Here is a 20,430-nt window from a genome sequence, read left to right as displayed (position 1 = left end):
TGGCCCTCGCTGAACGCGTTGTTAAACCGGCCAGGCATCCAGCAGGCTGAGCGCAAACGGCAGACTGGCCACGCCGCAGAGGGTCGACAGAGTCACGAGTCCGGCCACATAGGCGCCGTTGTAGCCCATGCGGGCGGCCAGCACATAGCAGGTGGATGCGGTGGGCAGCGCCGAGAAGACCAGCAAGATGGCGGCCTGCTGGGCCGACAGCGCCAGCCAGTGCGCCATGCACAGCGCCATCAGCGGCGTGACAAAGTGGCGGATGGCCAGCACCGAGGCGCTGAGCAGCTTGCCGCGCGCCAGCAGCCCCAGCTGCATGCCGGCGCCTGCCGACATCAGGCCCAGCACGATCGAGGCCTGGCCGATGCGGGCCACCGTGGGCTCGACGATGGCGGGCAGGCGCAGACCCAGCAGATTGCAGACCAGTGCGGTGAGCGTGGCAACGATCAGCGGGTTGCGCAGCAGCTCGCGCATGAAGCCATGCTGCGAGCCCCGGGCCATCGGGTAGACGGCGGCAATATTGAACATGGGCACACAGACGCCGATCAGCACCGAGATCAGCTGCAGACCTGGGGGGCCGGCCAGCCGGTCGGCCAGCGCCAGGCCGATGAAGGAGTTGAAGCGAAAGGCGATCTGCGCGCTGGCGGCGGCATCGCGGTGGTCCACCCGCTTGCCCAGCCAGGGCCAGTGCGGCAGGGTGTAGGTCATCGCGATGGCAACCAGGCCGGTGGCCACGCCGGCCAGCATCAGGCTGGAGGTGCCTTGCCAGTCGATCGGGCTGCGGATGATCGAATAGAACAGCAAGGTGGGGAAGAGGAAGTAGTACACCAGGCTTTCCACCGGCTGCCAGATGGCCCGGTTCAGTGCCGTGTAGCGGCAGACCAGGTAGCCAATCAGGATCAGCGAGAAATCGGGGAAAAGCAGTTGAGCGTAGTTCACCGGCGCAAGCATAGCGGAAGGGCGAGCGCGGCGGCGCTGTGGCTGTCGCCACCGTGAGAAGGTCCTGCGCATGCCGGGGTGCAAGCCCTGCCAAAGCAGTTGCCGATTGCGCTATCTGCGGCCTCGATGCGGGAAAACACGGGCCATCGGCCGCGCGCTTTGGGGCAGAACAGCCGGCCAACACCGCTAGCATGGAGGCTACATACATGCCGTCGCTGTGGGCGTTCCTGGCCTGCACACACACATTAGATCCGAGGAGAGCTCCACGATGATGAACCGCCGACTGTGCCTGGCCCTGGCACTGGCACTGGGCAGCAGCGCTGCCCTGGCCGCTGACCCCTATCCGAACAAGCCCATCCGCCTGATCGTGCCCTTTGCTGCAGGTGGCACCACCGATATCGTGGCGCGGGTCATCTCCGAGCCGCTGTCCAAGGCGCTGGGCCAGCCGGTGGTGGTGGACAACAAGAGCGGTGGCGGTGGCACCGTGGGCGCAGCCGAAGCCGCACGTGCCCAGCCCGACGGTTACACCCTGAGCATTGCGACGGTATCGACGACAGCCACCAACCCGGCCGTCAACCCCAAGATGCCCTACAACGTGCAGCGCGATTTCACGCCCATCATCAATGTGGCGGCCACGCCCAATGTGATTGCCGTGCACCCCAGCTTTCCGGCCACCAACTACCAGGAGTTCATTGCCGAGCTCAAGAAGAACCCTGGCAAGTACTCGTATGCCACCCCCGGCACGGGCAGCATTGCCCATTTGCTGATGGAAATGCTCAAGTCCGAAACCGGTGTGAACGTGGTCCACATTCCCTACCGGGGCGGCGGCCCGGCCTTGAACGACACGGTCGCCGGCCAGGTCAACATGATTTTTGACAACCTGCCCTCGGCCTACCCCTTTATCCGCGACAAGCGTCTGCGCGCCATCGTCGTGGCGGCGCCCAAACGCGTAGCGGGCCTGGAATCCATCCCCACGTTTACCGAAGTGGGCGCGCCTGTCGTCAACCGCAGTGCCTATTACGGCATCGTCGGCCCCAAGAACCTGCCCAAGGAGATTGTGGACAAGGTCAACGCGGCCACCAAAAAGGCGCTGGAAGACCCGAACGTGCAAAAGCGCATCGCAGAGACTGGCTCGGACATCCTGGGCACCACGCCCGAAGTGTTTGCCCAGCAGATGAAAGACGAATATGCCGCCTACAAGGCGGTGGTGGACAAGCAGGGCATCCAGCTGGATTGATCCGCCATTCCTGGTCTGTTCTGCCTCAAGGCGCGTGTTCTCCCCTCGGGACCCTCTGCAAAACTCCCTGCCGTGGTCTGAACGCGGGCTCGGGCGATCCGCTGCGTTGTCTTCCTTGTCAATAGCTCGCTATTGACTGCGAAAGACGCCTTGCGGCTCATCCCGATCCGCGCCCATCCCATTGGGCGAGGGTTCTGCAGAGGATCCCTAGGGAAATCACGCGCCTTTTGTGCGGTTGCAGCACGGTGGCGGCCGTATTAATCCGGTATAAACGCGCTGTGCTGAAAAAGCATTCAGTGGCCGTGCGCCATGCGGGTGACCCCGGCAGGCGAACCACGGCCACACCATTTCTAATGAGGAGATTCATCATGCAACGTCGCTCTCTCGTGGGCCTGACCTTGATCGCTGCTGCCGCAGCCACCTTGAGCACTGGCGCTCTGGCCGATACAAAATACCCTAACAAGCCCATTCGCCTGATCGTTCCTTTTGCAGCTGGCGGCACCACCGATATCATTGCGCGCGTGATCGCCGACCCCCTGGGCAAGGAGCTGGGCCAGCCCGTGGTGGTGGACAACAAGGGTGGTGCTGGCGGCACCATCGGCGCGGTGGAAACGGTGCGCGCTGCGGCCGATGGTTACACCTTGGGCATTGCCACCGTCTCGACGGTGGCAACCAACCCCGCGATCAACCCCAAGATCTCCTACGACCCGATCAAGGACTTCACGCCCATCATCAATGTGGCGGCCACGCCCAACATCATTGCGGTGAACCCGAAGTTCCCTGCCAAGGACTACAAGGAGTTCGAGGCCGAGCTCAAGAAGAACCCCAACAAGTACGCCTACTCGTCCTCGGGCACCGGCGGCATCCAGCACATGCTGATGGAGCTGTACAAGAGCCTGACCGGCATCCAGATGACCCACATCGCCTACCGCGGTGCGGGCCCGGCGCTGAACGACACGGTGGCCGGCCAGGTCAACATGATCCTGGACAACCTGCCTTCGACCCTGCCTTTTGTGAAGGACAACCGCCTGGTGCCTATCGTTGTGGCGGCGCCTGAGCGCCTGGCCGTGCTGCCCAATGTGCCTACCTTCAAGGAAGTGGGCCTGGAGCCCGTGAACCGCATGGCTTTCTACGGCATCCTCGCGCCCAAGGGCGTCTCCAAGGATGTGGTGGACCGCATCAACGCCGCCACCAAGAAGGTGCTGGCTGACCCTGCGGTGAAAAAGCGCATCGAGGACACCGGCTCGCTGGTCGTGGGCAACACGCCCGAGCAGTTCGCCGAGCAGATCAAGGCCGAGTTCGACGTCTACAAGGACGTCGTGAAGAAGCAGGACCTGAAGCTGGACTGACCGCCGCTTCCCAAGTCCCCAGCCGCCCGCGCAAGCCGGCGGCTTTTTTCATGCCATGATGCCGGGCATGGTTCGCTCTCCCCGCTCTGCATCCACCCCCTCTGCCACGCCCGGCGGCGCCGCTGCGGCGCACCCGGTGATCGACCGCTTCATCGATGCGGTTTGGTTGGAAGACGGCCTGGCGCGCAACACCTTGGCGGCCTACCGGCGCGACCTGGTGCTGTACGGCCAGTGGCTCGCCCAGGAGCACCCGGGCCAGGCGCTGGAGCGCAGCGATGAGGCCCAGCTGCAGGCCTTTTTTGCCACCCGCATGGGTGACAAGTCCAGCACGGCCAACCGGCGCCTGACGGTGCTGCGGCGCTTCTTCCACTGGGCGCTGCGCGAGTCGCTGATCAGCGCCGATCCCACCCTGCGCATGCTGGCAGCACGCCAGCCGCTGCGGGTGCCCAAGACGATGACCTCGGCCATGGTCGATGCCCTGCTGGAAGCACCCGACGCCGGCAACCCGCTGGGCCTGCGCGACCGCGCGATGCTGGAGCTGATGTATGCCAGCGGCCTGCGCGTGTCCGAATTGGTCGAACTGCAAAGCGTGCAGCTGAGCCTGGCCGATGGCATCGTGCGCGTGGTGGGCAAGGGCAGCAGGGAGCGGCTGGTGCCCTTTGGCCAGGTGGCCCAGCAGTGGCTGGAGCAGTACCTGGCCGAGAGCCGGCCTGCCATTCTGGCCGGGCGGCAAAGCGCGGACCTGTTTGTCACCCAGCGCGGCAGCGGCATGACGCGGGTCGCCTTCTGGATGATCGTGAAGAAATATGCGCAGCGCGCCGGCATCACCGCGCCGCTGTCACCCCACACCTTGCGCCACGCCTTTGCCACGCATTTGCTCAACCATGGCGCCGATTTGCGCGTGGTGCAGCTGCTGCTGGGCCATGCCGATATCTCCACCACCACCATCTACACCCATGTGGCGCGCGAGCGCCTCAAGGTGCTGCACAGCCAGCACCATCCGCGTGGCTAGCGCGGCGGGCAGCGGCAATCAGATGCCCAGCGGGTTCTTGCGGCCCCTTTCGACCGGGTTGGCCAGCAGCTTTTGCGCGGGGTAGGCGCGCAGAAATTCCTTGGCCTTGTAGGCCGATGAACGCAGCCAGGCGTCATAGGCGCCTTCGTTCAGGATGGCGGGCATGGTCTTGTCGTTGCCGGGCTGCTGGTAGCGGTTCATCAGCGCATGGGCATTGGCGTTGACGGTGATGATCGCATAGCTCAGCAGCTCGGTGCCGTCGTCATCGGTCCAGCGGGACCAGATGCCGGCGACGCCCATCGGCAGGCCATCGACGCGGGCGATGCGCGTGGGCTTGGCCTTGCCGGTGCGGTAGTCGTCGGAGACAAAGGCCATCATCGGCACGATGCAGCGCTGGTTGTTCAGCCAGGCATCGCGAAAGGCGGTGCTGGTCGATGCATTGTCGGATTTCACGTTCACCAGTTTGGTGGCACGCAACTGACCATCGGAGGCGGACTTGACCCAGTGCGGCACCAGGCCCCATTGCGCGGGCACCAGCAGGCGGGCTGTGGCCGCCGGCGCAGCGGCGGGTGCGCGCTCGGTAGCAGCGAGGGCGCCGCCCGCTGCTGCCTCTGCAGCGGCCTGCTCGGCCAGTGCCGCCTTGCGCGCCGCGTTCTCGGCATCGGTGGCGCCCGTCAGGCTGTTGGTGATGAAGAAGCCGGGCCGGCGCGGCGTCATCTTGCGCTCGCCCATCTCTGCAGGCGGCTCCACCTGGAAGGCGCTGAGGTACAGCTCGGGGGCTTTGAGGGCTTCGTATTGGGTGCTCATGGGCGCAATGGTACGTGAAGGCTGCAGCGGTGCCCGCTGGCGCCGGTTTCTGGCAGAAGATAAAAAGCCCACCCTGGGGCAGGGTGGGCTCGGTGGCAGGCCTTGCGGCCGCAGTGGGTATTTTAGATCAGAGCGACTGGCCCAGCTTGCGCAGAAAGCGCTCGCAGGCCTCGAGCTGGCTGATCTCGACAAACTCATTGGGCTTGTGGGCCTGCTCGATATTGCCCGGGCCGCAGACCACGGTGGGGATGCCCAGGTTCTGGAACAGGCCGGCTTCGGTGCCATAGGCCACCTTGCGCGTGGCCTGGTCGGCAGTCAGCGCACGCACCAGCGCGGTGATGGCAGCTTGCTCGCTGGCTTCCAGCGCCGGGGCGGCAGGGCCGGTTTCGATGTCGATGCGGGCATCGGCAAACTCGCGGCGCATGCGTGGCAGCAGCTCGCCGGTGACATAGCTTTGCACCTTGGCCTGGATGCTCTCGGCCGTCATGCCGGGCAGGTTGCGGAACTCGTAGTTGAACTCGCACAGCTCGGGGATGGTGTTGACCGCGATACCGCCCGAGATCTGGTTGGTCGTCATGGTCGTGAACGGCACATCGTAGAACTCGTCGTAGGGGCCATTGGCCTTGAACTGGTCGGCCACATCGCGGATGTGGCAGATCAGGCGCGCGGCGTATTCAATGGCATTGCAGCCCTTGGGGGTCAGCGACGAATGCGCTGCCTTGCCGTGCACCTTGCAGCGGTACAGGTTGATGCCCTTGTGCGCGACCACCACCTGCATGCTGGTGGGCTCGCCCACCACGCAGCCATCGGCCTGCTGGCCGCGTGCCTTCAAGGCGCGCAGCATCACCGGGGCGCCGGCGCAGCCCACTTCCTCGTCATAGGACAAGGCCAGGTGGATCGGCTTCTTGCGCGGCATCGCGATGAACTCGGGCACCAGCGCGATGGATGCGGCGATATAGCCCTTCATGTCGGCACTGCCACGGCCGTACAGACGGCCTTCTTTTTCAGTCAGTGTGAACGGATCGCTGTCCCAGTTCTGGCCGTCAACCGGCACCACATCGGTGTGGCCCGACAGCACGATGCCCCCCTGGGTGCTGCCGTCATCGGCCGGCAGGGTGGCGAACAGGTTGGCCTTGTCGCCCTCGGGGGAGTGGATCAGCTCGACCTTCAGACCCTGGTGGGCCAGTGCATCACGCACGGTTTCGATAAGGGCGAGGTTGGAGTTGCGGCTGGTGGTGTCGAATGCGACCAGCTTTTCCAGCCAGGAGCGGGTGTTCATAGCGCTTCACTTGGTGTTACATGCAAGGGACCGAGTGTAGGGCGCTTGCGCCTTCGCGGCAGCGCGCGCTGCCTAAGCTGGGGTTGGGTGTTGGGGTTTTAGGTGGGTTGGCCCAGTGGCTGGGACGGAAATAAAAACGGGAGCATCTGGCTCCCGTTGTGATCCCGGTGGCTCGGAAGGCCATCAGCCCAGCACTTCGAGCAGACGGTCCAGCCCGCCGGTGTTGATCGCCACCTTGGCCTCGGCGCGCACGCGCGGCTTGGCGTGGAACGCGACCGACAGGCCTACTGCACGCATCATCGGCAGGTCATTGCTGCCATCGCCCACGGCAATCACCTGCTCGGGCTCGATGCCCATCAGCGACGCCAGGCCCAGCACGGTGTTGCGCTTTTCCTCGCCGTCGCAGATATCGCCCCAGCTCTGGTCGATGAGGCCGCCGGTCAGCTGGCCGTCCTTGACCTCGAAGCGGTTGGCACGCACAAAGTCGATGCCCAGCAGGCTTTTGACATGGTCGGCAAAGAAGGTGAAGCCGCCCGAGACCAGCAGCACCTTGAGGCCGGCAGCATGCGCCGCATCGACCAGCGTCTTGGCGCCGGGGGTCAGGGTCAGGCGCTCTTGCAGCACCCGCTCGATCGAGGCCATGGGCACGCCCTGCAGCAAGGCCATGCGCTGGCGCAGGCTGTCCTTGTAGTCGGTGATCTCGCCGCGCATGGCCGCTTCGGTGATCGCCGCGACCTCGGCCTTCTTGCCGGTGATGTCGGCGATCTCGTCAATGCACTCGATGGTGATCAGGGTCGAGTCCATGTCGAACGCGATCAGCTTGTAGTCGGACAGCTTTTGCGGCGTGGCCAGGTTCTGGAGGGTCAGGCCGGGGGCGAATTCGGTGGAGGCACTCATGGGAGCTTTACAGGGGTGAGGGTAGGGGGAATGATAAACGGGCGGGTTCAGACAGGCCGCTCAGGCCGTAGCCGCAGCGGCTGCCGCCACCGGCTTGCCCAGGCTGCGCACCACATCGCGCACCATCTGCACGCGGTCCTTGACCTCGGGCAGGGCGCGCTCGATGCGCAGCTTGTCGTTGCCGGCCAGCTTGATGGCCTTGTTCTTCTGGATCAGGCTGATGATGGTCATCGGCTCGATCGGCGGATTGGGGTAGAAGGTGATATTGATCACGCCGGGCGCGGCATCGACCTTCTGCACACCAAAGGGCTCGCACAGCACGCGCAGGCGGTGCACATCGACCAAGGTCTGGGCCTGCGGCGGCAGCTTGCCGAAGCGGTCCACGATCTCTTCGAGCAGGTTGTCGATCTGGTCGCTGGTCTTGGCGGTCGCCAGCTTTTTGTAGAACGACAGGCGCAGGTGCACATCGCCGCAGTAGTCATTGGGCAGCAGCGCGGGGGCATGCAGGTTGATGTCGGTGGCGGCAGACAGGGGGCTGAGCAGGTCGGGCTCCTTGCCTTCCTTCAGGCTGCGCACGGCCTCGGACAGCATCTCGTTGTAGAGCTGGTAGCCGATCTCCATCATGTTGCCGCTCTGGTTGTCGCCCAGCACTTCGCCGGCGCCCCGGATTTCCAGGTCATGCATGGCCAGGTAAAAGCCGCTGCCCAGCTCCTCCATCTGCTGGATGGCTTCGAGGCGTTGCGCGGCCTGCTTGGTCAGGCCGTCCAGGTCGGGCACCATCAGATAGGCATAGGCCTGGTGGTAGCTGCGGCCCACGCGGCCGCGCAGCTGGTGCAACTGCGCCAGACCAAACTTGTCGGCGCGGCTGATGATGATGGTGTTGGCGCTGGGCACGTCGATGCCGGTCTCGATGATGGTCGAGCACAGCAGGATGTTGTAGCGCTGGGCCACAAAGTCGCGCATCACGCGTTCGAGCTCACGCTCGGGCATCTGGCCGTGGGCGACGGCAATGCGGGCCTCGGGCAGGATCTCTTCGAGCTTCTGGCGGCGGTTCTCGATGGTCTCGACTTCGTTGTGCAGAAAGTAGCACTGGCCGCCTCGCTTGAGCTCGCGCAGCACCGCTTCGCGGATCACGCCGGTGCCTTCGCTGCGCACAAAGGTCTTGATCGCCAGGCGGCGCTGCGGCGCGGTGGCGATCACCGACAGATCGCGCAGGCCATCGAGCGCCATGCCCATGGTGCGCGGGATCGGGGTGGCCGTCAAGGTCAGCACATCGACCTCGGCACGCATGGCCTTCATCGCCTCTTTGTGGCGCACGCCAAAGCGGTGTTCTTCATCGATGATCAGCAGGCCCAGGTTCTTGAACTGGGTTTTTTCAGACAGCAGCTTGTGGGTGCCGACGACGATGTCGACGGTGCCGTCGTCCAGGCCCTTGATGGTCGTGCTGACCTCTTTGCCCGAGCGAAAGCGCGACACCAGCGCCACCTTGATCGGCCACTTGGAGAAGCGGTCGGCCAGGGTCTGGTAGTGCTGCTCGGCCAGCAAGGTGGTGGGGGCGAGCAGGGCCACCTGCTTGCCGCCGGTAACGGCCACAAAGGCGGCCCGCAAGGCGACTTCGGTCTTGCCAAAGCCGACATCGCCGCAGACCAGGCGGTCCATCGGCTGGGGCGAGATCATGTCCTGGATCACCGCATGGATGGCGGCGCGCTGGTCCGCGGTTTCCTCAAAGCCGAAGTCATTGGCGAACTGTTCATAGTCCTGCGGGCTGTAGCGGAAGGCATGGCCTTCGCGGGCCGCGCGGCGCGCGTAGATGTTGAGCAGCTCGGCAGCGGTGTCGCGTACCTGCTCGGCGGCCTTGCGGCGCGCTTTTTCCCACTGGCCGCTGCCCAGCTTGTGCAGCGGGGCCTCTTCGGCCGATACGCCGGTGTAGCGGCTGATCTGTGCGAGCTGGCTGACTGGCACATAAAGCACGGCCTTGTCGGCATATTCCAGGTGCAGGAACTCCTGCAGCGCCGGTGTGCCATCGGGGTTCTTCTGGCCCACATCCATGTTGATCAGGCCATGGTAGCGGCCGATGCCGTGCTGGGCATGGACGACCGGGTCGCCCACCTTCAGCTCGGACAGGTCCTTGATCAGCGCCTCGACATCGCTGGCCTGCTCTTGGCGGCGCTTGCGGCGCGCACCGCCGGTGGCGGCGAACAGCTCGGTCTCGGTGACAAAGTCAATGCCTTGCTCGGCCCAGCGAAAGCCCTTGGCCAGCGCCGCAGTGGCGATGCCGACGGGCTCGTCGGTGGTCTGCTGGAACTCGGCCAGCGAGTCAAAGGCCGGCGGGTTGAGGCCGCTGGCACGGAAGAAGTCGAGCAGGCTCTCGCGCCGGCCATCGCTTTCGGCCAGCAGCAAGGTACGGGCCTGGCGCTGGGCAATGTGCTGCTGCAGCTTGGCCAGCGGGTCTTCGGCGCCGCGGACCACGGCCAGATCGCCCAGCTTCTGGAAGATGGCGCTGTGCTCCACATCTTCCAATTGCGGCCGCAGCGACAGCTGGGCCATCTGCTTGGCGGTGGCGTAGAACTGGTCGGGGCTCAGGAACAGGCTGTCGGGCGGCAGCACCGGGCGTTCCGGGTCGCCCTGCACCAGCCGGTAGCGGTCGCGCGTGTCTTGCCAAAAGCGCTGGAAGGCCGGCTCGATATCGCCATGCAGCACCACCGTGGCCTGGCTGCCCAGGTAGTCGAACACGGTCGCGGTCTCGTCAAAGAACAGCGGCAGGTAGTACTCGATGCCGGCGGTGGCCACGCCGTTGCCCATGTCTTTGTAGATGCGGCTCTTCGTGGGGTCGCCTTCGAGCATCTCGCGCCACTTGTTGCGAAATCGCGCGCGGGCCTCGTCGTCCATCGGGAACTCACGCCCGGGCAGCAGGCGCACATCCTTGACCGGGTAGAGGCTGCGCTGGGTGTCGGGGTCAAAGGTGCGGATCGAGTCGATCTCGTCATCGAACAGATCAACCCGGTAGGGCACGAGCGAGCCCATCGGGTAGAGATCGATCAGGCCGCCGCGCACCGAGTATTCGCCATGGCTCACCACCTGGGAGACATGGTTGTAGCCCGCCAGCGTGAGTTGGGCCTTGAGGCGTGCCTCGTCCAACTTTTGCCCGGCCTTGAACGCAAAGGTGTAGCCCGCCAGGAAGGACGGGGGCGCGAGGCGGTACAGCGCCGTGGTGGCGGGGATCAGCACCACATCGGCCTCGCCCTGGCTGATGCGCCACAGCGCCGCCAGCCGCTCGCTGATCAGGTCCTGGTGCGGCGAGAAGGTGTCATAGGGCAGGGTTTCCCAGTCGGGAAAGAGTGCGACGCGCAGCTCTGGCGCGAAAAAAGCCAGCTCATCCCGCAGACGGTGGGCGTCGCCCGCATCGGCGGTGATGATCGCGGTGACGCGCTGGCCGGCCGCCTCCCGCGTGGCCAAGGTGGCGAGCAGCAAGGCATCGGCGCTGCCGGGGGGCATGGGCAGCTGAAAACGTTTTCCGGCGGTGAGTTTGGGGAGTTCCATAGGGGGTCTACAACCAGTCCATAGACGGACTACAGCCCGGGGCGGCATGCCGCGCCTGGGCCTATCAAAGCCAAGCGCGCCCAACGGGCGCACCTGACCACACCAAGTTCTAAAAATTTCCAGGGTTCTGCTGCTGAATCCACGCCCCAAGCCAGGGGTGCGGACCGGGTGGAGGCGCAAGGCCTCTTTTGCAGCGGAACCCTCCATCACGGGTCTGGCTGACAGCCCCATGCGACCTCTGCATTCTAAAATACCCCCATGAACCAGACCGTCCGCAACGAATTGATCCCTGCTGTACCCAGGGCCGCACCCGACGTGGCTGCGCCGCTGACGGTGCCCGCAACGGTGCCGCCCGCAGACCCGGGCGCCCAGACCCAGGCGCTGGGCCAGATGCGGCAGGAGGTGGTGGCCAGGTTCTGGGCCTTTTTGCCCTGTGCCGGCGTGGGTGCCCGGGCGGTGGATGCCAACCGACCAGCCCATGTGCCTAAGCAATACCAGGAGGTGGCAGGTTGGCCGCTGGTGTTGCACACCCTGGCCGCCTTCATCGCGGCCAAGCCGCTGTCGGGCGTGCTGGTGGGTGTCAGCCCCGGCGATGACTTTTTGCAGCGTTACCAGCGGCCAGGCTTTGCGATCAGCCCCTGCGGTGGCCCCAGCCGGGCCGATACGGTGGCCGGCGGCCTGCGCAGCTTGCTGGGTGACTCGGGCCTGGGTGCCCAGCCCCATGACTGGGTGCTGGTGCATGATGCGGCGCGCTGCCTGATCAAGCCCGGCCAGATCGAACAGCTGATGCAGGAATGTGCGGCCGATGAGGTGGGTGGCCTGCTGGCACTGCCATTGCCCGATACACTCAAGGCCGCTGCCACCGATGTCCATGGCCAAAGCCGGGTCAGCAGCACCTTGCCACGGGTGGACAAATGGCTGGCGCAGACGCCGCAGATGTTCCGCATCGGTACGCTGCTTGAAGCGCTCGAGCGTTGCAACGATGTGACCGATGAGGCCAGCGCCATCGAGGCGCTGGGCTTGCAGCCCCGCCTGGTGCCGGGCAGCAGTTTCAACTTCAAGGTCACCTTTCCCGATGACTTTGCGCTGGCCGAAGCCTTGCTGCTGCAGCGCATGGCCAGCGGGGACAGCCAGGTGGCCGCACTGTTTGAGTGATTCCCCTGTGATGCGTTGCCAGACCCTCGCGTGAGGGTTTGGCGGTGGCTTGCACTGCGGGGTGATGTAGATGGACGAGATAAGGGATGCAAATGCTGCAAATGCGCATTGGTGAGGGTTGGGATATTCATGCGCTGGTGCCCGGGCGCGACTTGGTTTTGGGTGGCATCAAGGTGCCGCACACCACGGGCCTGCTGGGCCACTCGGATGCCGATGTGCTGCTGCATGCGATCACCGATGCCTTGGTGGGAGCCGCTGGCATGGGCGATATCGGATCGCATTTTCCCGATACCGATGCCGCTTTCCGGGGTGCCGATTCGGCCGTGCTGCTGGCCGAGGCCATGCGCCGCGTGGCCGCCAAGGGCTGGCAGGTCAACAATGTCGACAGCACCGTGATCGCCCAGGCGCCCAAGCTGGCGCCGCACATACCGGCGATGCGCGCCAATATTGCGAAGACCTTGGGTATTGATGAGTCCCAGGTCAATGTGAAAGCCAAGACGGCCGAAAAGATGGGCCCGGTGGGCCAGGGCGCGGCCATGGAGGCGCGTGCGGTGGTGCTGCTGGTGCGGGCGGCTGGCGAGCAGGGCTGAGCAAACGGCTGCCTTGAAAGGATGACGCCCTGCCAAAGGCGGTCATCGTGGCCGCTGTGAAGGCGCCTTCTCAGCTCTCTTCGTACTGCGCCAGGACTTGCGCCCCGGTGAGCTTGGGCGTGTCGTTGGCCAGGTCGTAATAGGCCGGTTTTTCGTCGATGAAAATCTGCGCCGACAGCTGCAGGCCATCCTCATCCTGGAACAGGCCGGCCGACAGAAAATGTTCGTTGGTGGCCAGCAGGCGGTAGAACAGGTGCGTGCCGCAATGGCTGCAAAAGGCGCGCTCGGCCCAGGGAGACGAGGCATAGCGGGCAACGGGACCGGTCAGCTCCACCTCGGTGCCGCCATGCAGCGTAAAGGCGGGGCCCTCACCCCAGCGTCTGCACATGCTGCAATGGCATACATGGACATCTTGTACGGTCGGTGCGGTCACATGGACTGCACCGCAAAGGCACTGGGCTTGCATGTCAACTCCTTGGGCAGGCATTGAGGTGCCAGCATTCTATGCACAGACATCGCTTTGTGCCAGCGCTGCGTGCCCGCCGGCATGGGGAGCCATGCCGGCGGGCGCTTCTTACTGCAGATCTGCCAGATTGGTCGGCGCGCCTGGCAGATGCCGCTTGATCTGCGGGCGTAGCAGGCGGCGCTTGGGCTCCTTGCCGATCGCCTGGTCGGGCGCGCGCCGCAGGTAGATGCTGGTGACCAGGCCCGTGCTGCCGTCCGAGGCATTGACCATGCTCAAGCGTCCGCCCATGCGTTGCACGGTTTTCTCGACGATCGACAGGCCCAGGCCTGCGCCTGCCGCCGCGGTGCGCGCGGTGTCGCCGCGGTAAAACGGCTTGGTCAGGCTGCTCAACTGGTCCTTGGAGACGCCCGGGCCATGGTCGCGCATGCGGATGGTGACCGTGCTTTCGCTGAACTTGACGGTGATGTCCACCCGGGTGTGCGAGGCACCCGGTGTCTTGCCATAGCGGCGTGCGTTTTCCAGGACGTTGGAGAGCACACGCGAGAGCTCGATCTCATCGGCGTTGACCATCAGCTCTTCGGGCACCTTCATGTGCACCTGCAGCTCCTGGTGGTCCTGCACCGCGTAGACGCAAGAGGACACGACGCCATAGACATTGACGGGGGCGAGCTTGGCGGCGTGGTCGGGGCGGGCGTAGTCGAGGAACTTGTCGATGGTGGCATCGAGCTGCACGATGTCGGCCACCATGTGCTCGCGCGCGACCTGGTCGAACACGCTCATCTCGGTCTCCAGCCGCAGCCGGGCCAGCGGGGTGCGCAGGTCGTGCGAGATGCCGGCGAGCATCACCGCGCGGTCTTGTTCCAGCTTGGACAGGCGCTCGCTCATGCGGTTGAAGCCGATGTTCACCTCGCGGATTTCGCTGGTGACCGCGTCTTCATCGAGCTGCGCTGCAAAATCGCCTTCGCGCAGCCGGTTGGTCGCGCTGGAGAGCTGCTTGAGCGGCCGGTTGATGAGGCCGGCAATCACTGCCGCACCGGCGAGCGACAGCGCCGCAGCGGTCAGCACCCACACCAGCCAGGTTTTGCCGCCGGCCGGGTTGAAGCGCGAAGGCTCGATCAGAAACCAGTTTTGGTCGCCATCGATGGTGAAGCCCACCCACAGGCCTTCTTCGCCGTTGACGCTGCTGGCCACGATGGTGCTGGGGCCCAGGCGCTTGGTGACTTCCTGCGTCAGGCGCGCGCCCAGCGGGGTGGAGTTGTCGATGGATTCATACACGTCCTTGGGCTCACGCGGGACAATGCGCACCCCTTCCTGGTCCGCCATGGTCTTGACCAGGGAGACGCGGGCGATGGCATCGGAGTGCATCAGCGCGGCGCGGCTGAGGTTGACCAGCGAGGCGATCTGCTGGGCTGTCTGGATGGCGCGGGGTTCCGTCTCCAGCGAGCGCAGGGTCTGCACCCAGGCCAGGATGCTGCCCGTCAGCAGGATGGCGAGCAGAAAGAAGGTGCGCCAGAAGAGATTGAGGCCGACGCGGGTGCGCTTGTTGCTGTGCGCGGCCGCTGTGGTGCTGCCTTCCAGCGGGGCCAGGCCGGATTGGTCGGGATCGTTGACGGGGGTAGGAGCCATGGGCCGTGTGCGTGTAGAAGAGTCGGATCAATAAAGACCGGGATTGCCTGGTATTTTCGCTGTAAAGCGGGTGGGGCACCATGCCGTGCCCCAGCGTGGGGGTATCTCCCAAAAAAAACCGCCTCTCAGCCAGGCTGGGGCGGTTTTTGGGGGAGTGACGGTCAGGAATCAGTTGGCGCCATCGGGTACGAAGACATAGCCAACGCCCCAAACGGTCTGGATATAGCGCGGTGCGGCAGGGTCGACCTCGACCAGCTTGCGCAGACGCGATACCTGTACGTCCAGGCTGCGGTCAAAGGGCTCGAACTCACGGCCACGCGCCAGCAACGCGAGCTTTTCACGCGACAGCGGCTGGCGCGGGTGGCGCACCAGCGTCTTGAGCATCGCGAACTCGCCGGTGGTCAGCGGCAGCTCTTCGCCGTCCTTGGTCAGCACGCGGGTGCTCATGTCGAACGTGAAGGGGCCAAAGTTCACCACTTCGTTTTCGCCCGAGGGGGCGCCAGGCGCTTCCTGCGGTGGGCGGCGGCGCAGCACCGCATGGATACGGGCCAGCAATTCACGCGGGTTGAAGGGCTTGCCGATGTAGTCATCGGCGCCGACTTCCAGACCCACGATGCGGTCGACATCCTCACCCTTGGCGGTCAGCATGATGATCGGGGTGCGGTCATTGCTGGCGCGCAGGCGGCGGCAGATGGACAGGCCGTCTTCTCCAGGCATCATCAAATCGAGCACGATCAGATCCACCGTCTCGCGCAGCAAGATGCGTTGCAGGCCTTTGCCATCCTCGGCAATCATGACTTCAAAGCCTTCGTGCGACAGGTAGCGGCGCAGCAGATCGCGGATACGTGCGTCGTCATCAACGACCAAGATTTTGTCGACGCGATTGGTGGCAGTAACCATGGGCGGAGTCCTCCGGTTGATATGTAATATTTACATTTTGACCGGTTTTTGTGAAAAGTGCGCAATCCAGCACGTTTTTTTGACCCAAAGTTACAAAGTTTGCGTTACATATGCAGTCTGGGAGATGCATTCTTACGTAAAAAATCGACTTTTTCCTGCATTTTTTAAGGAATTTGCTGATTTTAAAGAACCGGGTGCGACAGATTTCAAAAATGTTTCATAACTATGCGTTTGGTGCATGGATGGCGCTAGACCAGAAAAAAGGCGCCTTCGCGCCTGGGTGAGGGGGCTCGCGCCCCGACCGGATCCTGCTTTATTGCGCGACCCAGCCTCCATCCATGTTCCAGGCCACGCCGCGTACATTGTTGGCAGCGGGCGAGCAGAAGAACACAGCCAGCTCCCCGAGTTCTTCAGGTGTGGTGAACTGCATCGACGGTTCTTTTTCTCCGAGCAGCAGCTTTTTGGCCTCTTCGTTGCTGACACCCATCTGGGCAGCCTTGGCATCGACCTGCTTTTGCACCAGCGGCGTGAGTACCCAGCCCGGGCAGATGGCGTTGCAGGTGATGCCGCTGGCGGCATTCTCCAAAGCGGTGACCTTGGTGAGCCCGACAATGCCATGCTTGGCGGCCACATAGGCCGATTTGCCGGCCGAGCCCACGAGGCCATGGACCGAGGCGATATTGATGATGCGGCCCCAGCCCGACTTCTGCATCGTGGGCAGTGCCAACCGGCTCGTGTGGAAGGCGCTGGTGAGGTTGATGGCGATGATGGCATCCCAGCGCTCGACAGGGAAATCCTGCACATTCGCCACATGCTGGATGCCGGCGTTGTTGACAAGGATATCCACCTGGCCGAAAGTCTCGGTGGCATAGGCGAACATGGCCTCGATGTCGGCGGCCTTGCTCATGTCAGCGCCGTGGTAGCCGACCCGCGCGCCCGAGCCGCTGCTGGCGATGACGTCTTGTAGTTCCTGGATCGGGCCTTCTGAATCCCCAAAGCCATTCAAGATGATGTTGGCACCCTGGCGCGCCAACGCCTTGGCAATCCCCAGTCCGATACCGCTCGTCGATCCGGTGACGAGCGCTGTTTTTGCTTTCAACATCCAATATCTCCAGTTACTCGGTTAGTATTCATGCAAACGCTTGCATCCATCCTAAGGCAAACCCCAGCCACGGTTTGCCTGGTAGCGCTGCGTTCATCCATACAAGAGGGACCATGTACCAAGATCCACGCTTGCAGTATGTCACCTGTGCGGTGGCGGGGAATACGGACACGGGTCGCCAGAGTGCCACGCACCGCATGGCCTATTGGGAGTGGAACGACACCGGGGATCTGAACCACCCGCATGTGATCATCTGCGCCCATGGCCTGACCCGGCAAGGGCGTGATTTTGATGTGCTGGCGCGGCAGCTGGCGCTGCAGGCGCGGGTGATCTGCCCCGACGTGGTAGGCCGCGGCTACAGCGATTGGCTGGAGGACCCCGCCGGCTACCAGGTGCCCTTGTATGTGGCCGACATGCTGGCGATGCTGCAGCAGGTACACTGCGCGGCACCCATTGGCAAGCTCGATTGGGTGGGTACCAGCATGGGCGGTCTTATCGGCATAGGCCTGGCGGGCGAGCCGAGCATCCGGCCGCTGATGCCTGCACCCATCCGCCGCTTGGTACTGAATGATGTCGGGCCGACCATCGAGCCCTCGGCACTGGCGCGCATTGGCAGCTATGTGGGCCAGCACATGCTGTATGCCTCCGAGCAGGAAGCGGTGGCGGCCATGGGCCAGCTGTCCAAAGGTTTTGGCCCGCACAGCGATGAGGAATGGCTGGCGCTGTCGCGCCCGATGCTGCGGCCCGAAGCGGGGGGCAGTGTGCGCTTGCACTATGACCCGGCCATTGCGCAGCCCATGCAGGCGATGACGCCGGAAATGGCTGCCGCCGGCGAGCAGCTGCTGTGGCGTTTGTACGAGCAGATCGATGCCGTCACCCTGGTGCTGCGTGGCGCAGATTCCGACTTGCTTTCTGCCCAAACGGCCCAATCTATGGCGCAACGTGGCCCCCGGGCACGGGTGGTGGAGTTTGCCGGTGTCGGCCATGCTCCCACCTTGGTATCTTTTGATCAAACGGCTGCAGTGCTGGCTTTTTTATGCGGTGCGTAGCGCACGTCCCTGACAGGGCGTGATGGTGGTGACAACATGAAAAGTCTTACAGCAGTCGCTCAGCCCGCGCCCGGCGCGGAACATCTCCCCCCAGAACCCGTCTCGCCATTGGTGGCGGCCACTGCCAACGCCCTGCCGATGCAAGACAACGTTCTGGCGCGGGCCCGCGCTTTTTCCGTACCGCTGATCGCCGAAGAGACGCTGGACACTGGTGAGAACGCACTGCAGCACGCCGATGCCGTGGCTGCCATCCTCAAACATATTGGCGGCTCCGAAGCCATGCAGGCCGCTGCCTACCTGGTGCACACCAGCGAGCAGCTCAACAAGCCGCGCGAAGTCATCGGCAAGGCTTTTGGTGAAAGCTATGCGGTGCTGGCCGTAGAAACCGTGGCGCTGATGAAGGTGCAGGCCCAGGCGCGCCAGGCCGATGCCGGCCATCTGGTCGATGACCCGGCCACGCAGACCGAGAACATCCGCAAGATGCTGCTGGCATTCTCGCGCGACTTGCGTGTGGTGATGCTGCGCCTGACATCCCGCCTGCAGACCTTGCGCTGGTATGCGGCCACCAAGGGGCCTGTGTCGCCTGCGGTGGCGCGCGAAAGCCTGCAGGTATTTGCGCCGCTGGCCAACCGCCTGGGTATCTGGCAGATCAAGTGGGAGCTGGAGGACCTGGCTTTCCGCTTTCTGGAGCCTGACACCTACAAGAAGATCGCCAAGCTGCTGGACGAGACGCGGGTGGAGCGTGAGCTCTATATGGTGGGGCTGCGCGAGCGGCTCGAATCCGACCTGCGCGCGCACAGCATCAGCGCTACCGTGGCCGGCCGCCCCAAGCATATCTACAGCATCATCAAGAAGATGCGCGGCAAGTCGCTGGGCTTTGACCAGCTTTTCGATATCCGCGCGCTGCGCGTCGTCGTGCCCACGGTCAAGGACTGCTATGCGGCGCTGTCCTTTGTGCACGAGGCCTTCAGCCCGGTGGAGTCGGAGTTTGACGACTACATTGCCAAGCCCAAACCCAATGGCTACCAATCGCTGCACACGGTGGTGCGGGACGAGCATGGCAAGGCCATCGAGATTCAGATCCGCACCCAGGCCATGCATGACCATGCGGAAAACGGTGTGGCCGCCCATTGGGCCTATAAAGAGGCGGGCACCAAGGGCTATGCCGGTGTATCGGCCACCAGCGACTATGACGCCAAGATTGCGGTGCTGCGCCAGCTGCTGGCCTGGCGCAAGGACATGGTCGGGCAGACCCAGGACAGTGGCCTGTTTGACGACCATATCTATGTGCTGACGCCCAACGCTGCAGTGATCGAGCTGCCCCAGGGCGCCACCCCGGTGGACTTCGCCTATTCGGTCCACACCGATCTGGGCCACCGCTGCCGGGGTGCCAAGGTCGATGGCCAGATGGTGCCGCTCAACACGCCACTGCAAAACGGGCAGACGGTGGAGATCGTTTCCGTCAAGGAAGGGCGGCCATCGCGCGACTGGCTCAATGCCGAGCTGGGCTACCTGGTCAGCTCCCGCGCCAAGGCCAAGGTGCGTGCCTGGTTCAATGCCCAGGTGATGCACGAGACAGTGAGCCGTGGCCGTGAGCTGGTCGAGAAGCTGCTGCAGCGCGAAGGCAAGACGGCCCTCAAGCACGACGACCTGGCAGACCAGCTGGGCTTCAAGACGGCAGAGGCGCTGTTCGAGGTGGTGGGCAAGGATGAGCTGTCGCTGCGCACTATTGAGAACATTCTGCGTCCCCCCGAGCCGGTGCAGGCCGATGATGACCTGGTGCTGAGCCGCCCGCGCAAGGCGACGGAAGGCTCGGGCAAGGGTGGGGTGCTGGTCGTGGGCGTCGATTCGCTGATGACCCAGCTGGCCAAGTGCTGCAAGCCTGCGCCGCCCGATCGCATCGGCGGCTTCGTCACGCGCGGCAAAGGGGTCAGCGTGCACCGCCACGATTGCAGCAACTTCCGCGAGATGTGCGCGCGCAACCCCGAGCGCAGTATCGATGTGGAATGGGGACAGCCCACCAGCGGCCAACGCTCGGCCGAAGCGGTCTACCCGGTGGATGTGGCCGTGGAGGCCCACGACCGCCAGGGCCTGCTGCGTGATATCTCCGAGTTGTTCGCGCGGGACAAGACCAATGTGATCGGTGTGCAGACCCAGTCCGTCAAGGGCACGGCCTGGATGACGTTCACCGTGGAGGTCTCGGATTCGGGCAAGCTGGCCAAGGTGCTGGCCTCTGTGGCGACGGTATCGGGCGTCCGTTCGGTGCGCCGGAAATAGGGCCGAAAAGCACTATTTTCAAAAAAAGCCGCAACTTTCCATTTGGGCCGTTTTTTCTGGCTATAATTTGAGTCTTCAACGACAGGCGCGTAGCTCAGCTGGTTAGAGCACCACCTTGACATGGTGGGGGTCGTTGGTTCGAGTCCAATTGTGCCTACCAAACAAAGTCCCGCTTCGGGGCATCAAGAAGGGCGATCCGCAAGGG

At 64.2% G+C, this 20,430-nt stretch carries 16 protein-coding genes and 1 tRNA gene; 8 read left to right on the top strand and 9 right to left on the bottom strand.

From position 1 onward, the window contains the following. Nucleotides 1-21: 21 nt before the first annotated feature. Complete coding sequence (locus tag ACHWUQ_RS07225) at nucleotides 22-951, bottom strand: AEC family transporter (protein WP_239808819.1); 930 nt, start codon at nucleotides 949-951, stop codon at nucleotides 22-24. A 259-nt stretch (nucleotides 952-1,210) separates the two neighbouring features. Here ACHWUQ_RS07225 and ACHWUQ_RS07220 point away from each other — a divergent pair, with 259 nt between their 5' ends. From ACHWUQ_RS07220 to xerD, 3 genes are all read left to right on the top strand, one after another. Beyond that, nucleotides 1,211-2,176 (top strand): tripartite tricarboxylate transporter substrate binding protein BugE, encoded by a 966-nt coding sequence (locus ACHWUQ_RS07220; RefSeq protein WP_239812740.1) that lies wholly within the window; start codon nucleotides 1,211-1,213, stop codon nucleotides 2,174-2,176. A gap of 368 nt (nucleotides 2,177-2,544) precedes the next feature. Beyond that, on the top strand, nucleotides 2,545-3,525 hold the full coding sequence (locus ACHWUQ_RS07215; RefSeq protein ID WP_027011016.1) for a tripartite tricarboxylate transporter substrate binding protein BugE: 981 nt from the start codon (nucleotides 2,545-2,547) through the stop codon (nucleotides 3,523-3,525). A gap of 58 nt (nucleotides 3,526-3,583) precedes the next feature. Further along, nucleotides 3,584-4,537: a site-specific tyrosine recombinase XerD gene (xerD, locus tag ACHWUQ_RS07210; RefSeq protein WP_394680732.1), complete on the top strand. Its 954-nt coding sequence runs from the start codon at nucleotides 3,584-3,586 to the stop codon at nucleotides 4,535-4,537. A gap of 18 nt (nucleotides 4,538-4,555) precedes the next feature. Here xerD and ACHWUQ_RS07205 read toward each other — a convergent pair whose 3' ends face one another. The 4 genes from ACHWUQ_RS07205 to mfd form a co-directional block, all read right to left on the bottom strand. Continuing rightward, on the bottom strand, nucleotides 4,556-5,344 hold the full coding sequence (locus ACHWUQ_RS07205; RefSeq protein WP_394680731.1) for an SOS response-associated peptidase: 789 nt from the start codon (nucleotides 5,342-5,344) through the stop codon (nucleotides 4,556-4,558). Nucleotides 5,345-5,471: 127 nt separating this feature from the next. Next, nucleotides 5,472-6,623, bottom strand: coding sequence for an acetylornithine deacetylase (gene argE, locus ACHWUQ_RS07200; RefSeq protein WP_239808816.1), 1,152 nt, complete (start codon nucleotides 6,621-6,623; stop codon nucleotides 5,472-5,474). Between the two features lie 183 nt (nucleotides 6,624-6,806). Beyond that, the gene (gene serB / locus ACHWUQ_RS07195) at nucleotides 6,807-7,520 is read right to left on the bottom strand and encodes a phosphoserine phosphatase SerB (protein ID WP_312415179.1); all 714 of its coding nucleotides are present in this window, start codon (nucleotides 7,518-7,520) and stop codon (nucleotides 6,807-6,809) included. Nucleotides 7,521-7,580: 60 nt separating this feature from the next. Beyond that, nucleotides 7,581-11,060, bottom strand: coding sequence for a transcription-repair coupling factor (gene mfd, locus ACHWUQ_RS07190; protein ID WP_394680730.1), 3,480 nt, complete (start codon nucleotides 11,058-11,060; stop codon nucleotides 7,581-7,583). 258 nt (nucleotides 11,061-11,318) lie between these two features. On the opposite strand from mfd, the gene ACHWUQ_RS07185 reads away from it, so the two are divergent. Next, nucleotides 11,319-12,215 carry a 2-C-methyl-D-erythritol 4-phosphate cytidylyltransferase gene (locus ACHWUQ_RS07185; protein ID WP_373450682.1) on the top strand — a complete coding sequence of 299 codons (897 nt, stop codon included), beginning with the start codon at nucleotides 11,319-11,321 and terminating at the stop codon, nucleotides 12,213-12,215. An 86-nt stretch (nucleotides 12,216-12,301) separates the two neighbouring features. Further along, entirely contained in the window at nucleotides 12,302-12,805 is a 504-nt protein-coding gene (gene ispF, locus ACHWUQ_RS07180) for a 2-C-methyl-D-erythritol 2,4-cyclodiphosphate synthase (protein WP_239808813.1), read from the top strand. 70 nt (nucleotides 12,806-12,875) lie between these two features. On the opposite strand, the gene ACHWUQ_RS07175 is transcribed toward ispF, so the two are convergent. From ACHWUQ_RS07175 to ACHWUQ_RS07160, 4 genes are all read right to left on the bottom strand, one after another. Then, nucleotides 12,876-13,271, bottom strand: coding sequence for a GFA family protein (locus ACHWUQ_RS07175; RefSeq protein ID WP_312415186.1), 396 nt, complete (start codon nucleotides 13,269-13,271; stop codon nucleotides 12,876-12,878). Between the two features lie 108 nt (nucleotides 13,272-13,379). Continuing rightward, complete coding sequence (locus ACHWUQ_RS07170) at nucleotides 13,380-14,897, bottom strand: sensor histidine kinase (RefSeq protein WP_239808811.1); 1,518 nt, start codon at nucleotides 14,895-14,897, stop codon at nucleotides 13,380-13,382. 168 nt (nucleotides 14,898-15,065) lie between these two features. After that, a complete protein-coding gene (gene ompR / locus ACHWUQ_RS07165) occupies nucleotides 15,066-15,797 on the bottom strand; it encodes a two-component system response regulator OmpR (RefSeq protein ID WP_021027409.1) in 732 nt (243 codons plus the stop codon). A 313-nt stretch (nucleotides 15,798-16,110) separates the two neighbouring features. Continuing rightward, nucleotides 16,111-16,899: a 3-hydroxybutyrate dehydrogenase gene (locus ACHWUQ_RS07160; RefSeq protein WP_394680729.1), complete on the bottom strand. Its 789-nt coding sequence runs from the start codon at nucleotides 16,897-16,899 to the stop codon at nucleotides 16,111-16,113. A 113-nt stretch (nucleotides 16,900-17,012) separates the two neighbouring features. Here ACHWUQ_RS07160 and ACHWUQ_RS07155 point away from each other — a divergent pair, with 113 nt between their 5' ends. The 3 genes from ACHWUQ_RS07155 (at nucleotide 17,013) to ACHWUQ_RS07145 (ending at nucleotide 20,385) form a co-directional block, all read left to right on the top strand. Continuing rightward, nucleotides 17,013-17,948, top strand: a complete 936-nt coding sequence (locus tag ACHWUQ_RS07155; protein WP_394680728.1) for an alpha/beta fold hydrolase — start codon at nucleotides 17,013-17,015, stop codon at nucleotides 17,946-17,948. A 36-nt stretch (nucleotides 17,949-17,984) separates the two neighbouring features. Further along, complete coding sequence (locus ACHWUQ_RS07150; protein WP_394680727.1) at nucleotides 17,985-20,225, top strand: RelA/SpoT family protein; 2,241 nt, start codon at nucleotides 17,985-17,987, stop codon at nucleotides 20,223-20,225. Between the two features lie 83 nt (nucleotides 20,226-20,308). After that, nucleotides 20,309-20,385: transfer RNA gene (locus ACHWUQ_RS07145), tRNA-Val, on the top strand. The last annotated feature ends 45 nt before the right edge of the window (nucleotides 20,386-20,430 follow it).

The sequence above is a fragment of the uncultured Comamonas sp. genome (assembly GCF_964277875.1).
GTDB classification, from domain to species: domain Bacteria; phylum Pseudomonadota; class Gammaproteobacteria; order Burkholderiales; family Burkholderiaceae_C; genus Comamonas; species Comamonas sediminis.
The sequence above is the reverse complement of the archived record's forward strand: the minus strand, read 5'-3'. Positions and strand labels throughout refer to the sequence as shown.

What these genes read in the sequence shown, in the direction of transcription:
- ACHWUQ_RS07225 (WP_239808819.1), bottom strand. Translation starts at nt 951, where the DNA reads ATGCTTGCGCCGGTGAACTACGCTCAACTGCTTTTCCCCGATTTCTCG.
- ACHWUQ_RS07220 (WP_239812740.1), top strand. Translation starts at nt 1,211, where the DNA reads ATGAACCGCCGACTGTGCCTGGCCCTGGCACTGGCACTGGGCAGCAGC.
- ACHWUQ_RS07215 (WP_027011016.1), top strand. Translation starts at nt 2,545, where the DNA reads ATGCAACGTCGCTCTCTCGTGGGCCTGACCTTGATCGCTGCTGCCGCA.
- xerD (WP_394680732.1), top strand. Translation starts at nt 3,584, where the DNA reads ATGCCGGGCATGGTTCGCTCTCCCCGCTCTGCATCCACCCCCTCTGCC.
- ACHWUQ_RS07205 (WP_394680731.1), bottom strand. Translation starts at nt 5,344, where the DNA reads ATGAGCACCCAATACGAAGCCCTCAAAGCCCCCGAGCTGTACCTCAGC.
- argE (WP_239808816.1), bottom strand. Translation starts at nt 6,623, where the DNA reads ATGAACACCCGCTCCTGGCTGGAAAAGCTGGTCGCATTCGACACCACC.
- serB (WP_312415179.1), bottom strand. Translation starts at nt 7,520, where the DNA reads ATGAGTGCCTCCACCGAATTCGCCCCCGGCCTGACCCTCCAGAACCTG.
- mfd (WP_394680730.1), bottom strand. Translation starts at nt 11,060, where the DNA reads ATGGAACTCCCCAAACTCACCGCCGGAAAACGTTTTCAGCTGCCCATG.
- ACHWUQ_RS07185 (WP_373450682.1), top strand. Translation starts at nt 11,319, where the DNA reads ATGAACCAGACCGTCCGCAACGAATTGATCCCTGCTGTACCCAGGGCC.
- ispF (WP_239808813.1), top strand. Translation starts at nt 12,302, where the DNA reads ATGCAAATGCTGCAAATGCGCATTGGTGAGGGTTGGGATATTCATGCG.
- ACHWUQ_RS07175 (WP_312415186.1), bottom strand. Translation starts at nt 13,271, where the DNA reads ATGCAAGCCCAGTGCCTTTGCGGTGCAGTCCATGTGACCGCACCGACC.
- ACHWUQ_RS07170 (WP_239808811.1), bottom strand. Translation starts at nt 14,897, where the DNA reads ATGGCTCCTACCCCCGTCAACGATCCCGACCAATCCGGCCTGGCCCCG.
- ompR (WP_021027409.1), bottom strand. Translation starts at nt 15,797, where the DNA reads ATGGTTACTGCCACCAATCGCGTCGACAAAATCTTGGTCGTTGATGAC.
- ACHWUQ_RS07160 (WP_394680729.1), bottom strand. Translation starts at nt 16,899, where the DNA reads ATGTTGAAAGCAAAAACAGCGCTCGTCACCGGATCGACGAGCGGTATC.
- ACHWUQ_RS07155 (WP_394680728.1), top strand. Translation starts at nt 17,013, where the DNA reads ATGTACCAAGATCCACGCTTGCAGTATGTCACCTGTGCGGTGGCGGGG.
- ACHWUQ_RS07150 (WP_394680727.1), top strand. Translation starts at nt 17,985, where the DNA reads ATGAAAAGTCTTACAGCAGTCGCTCAGCCCGCGCCCGGCGCGGAACAT.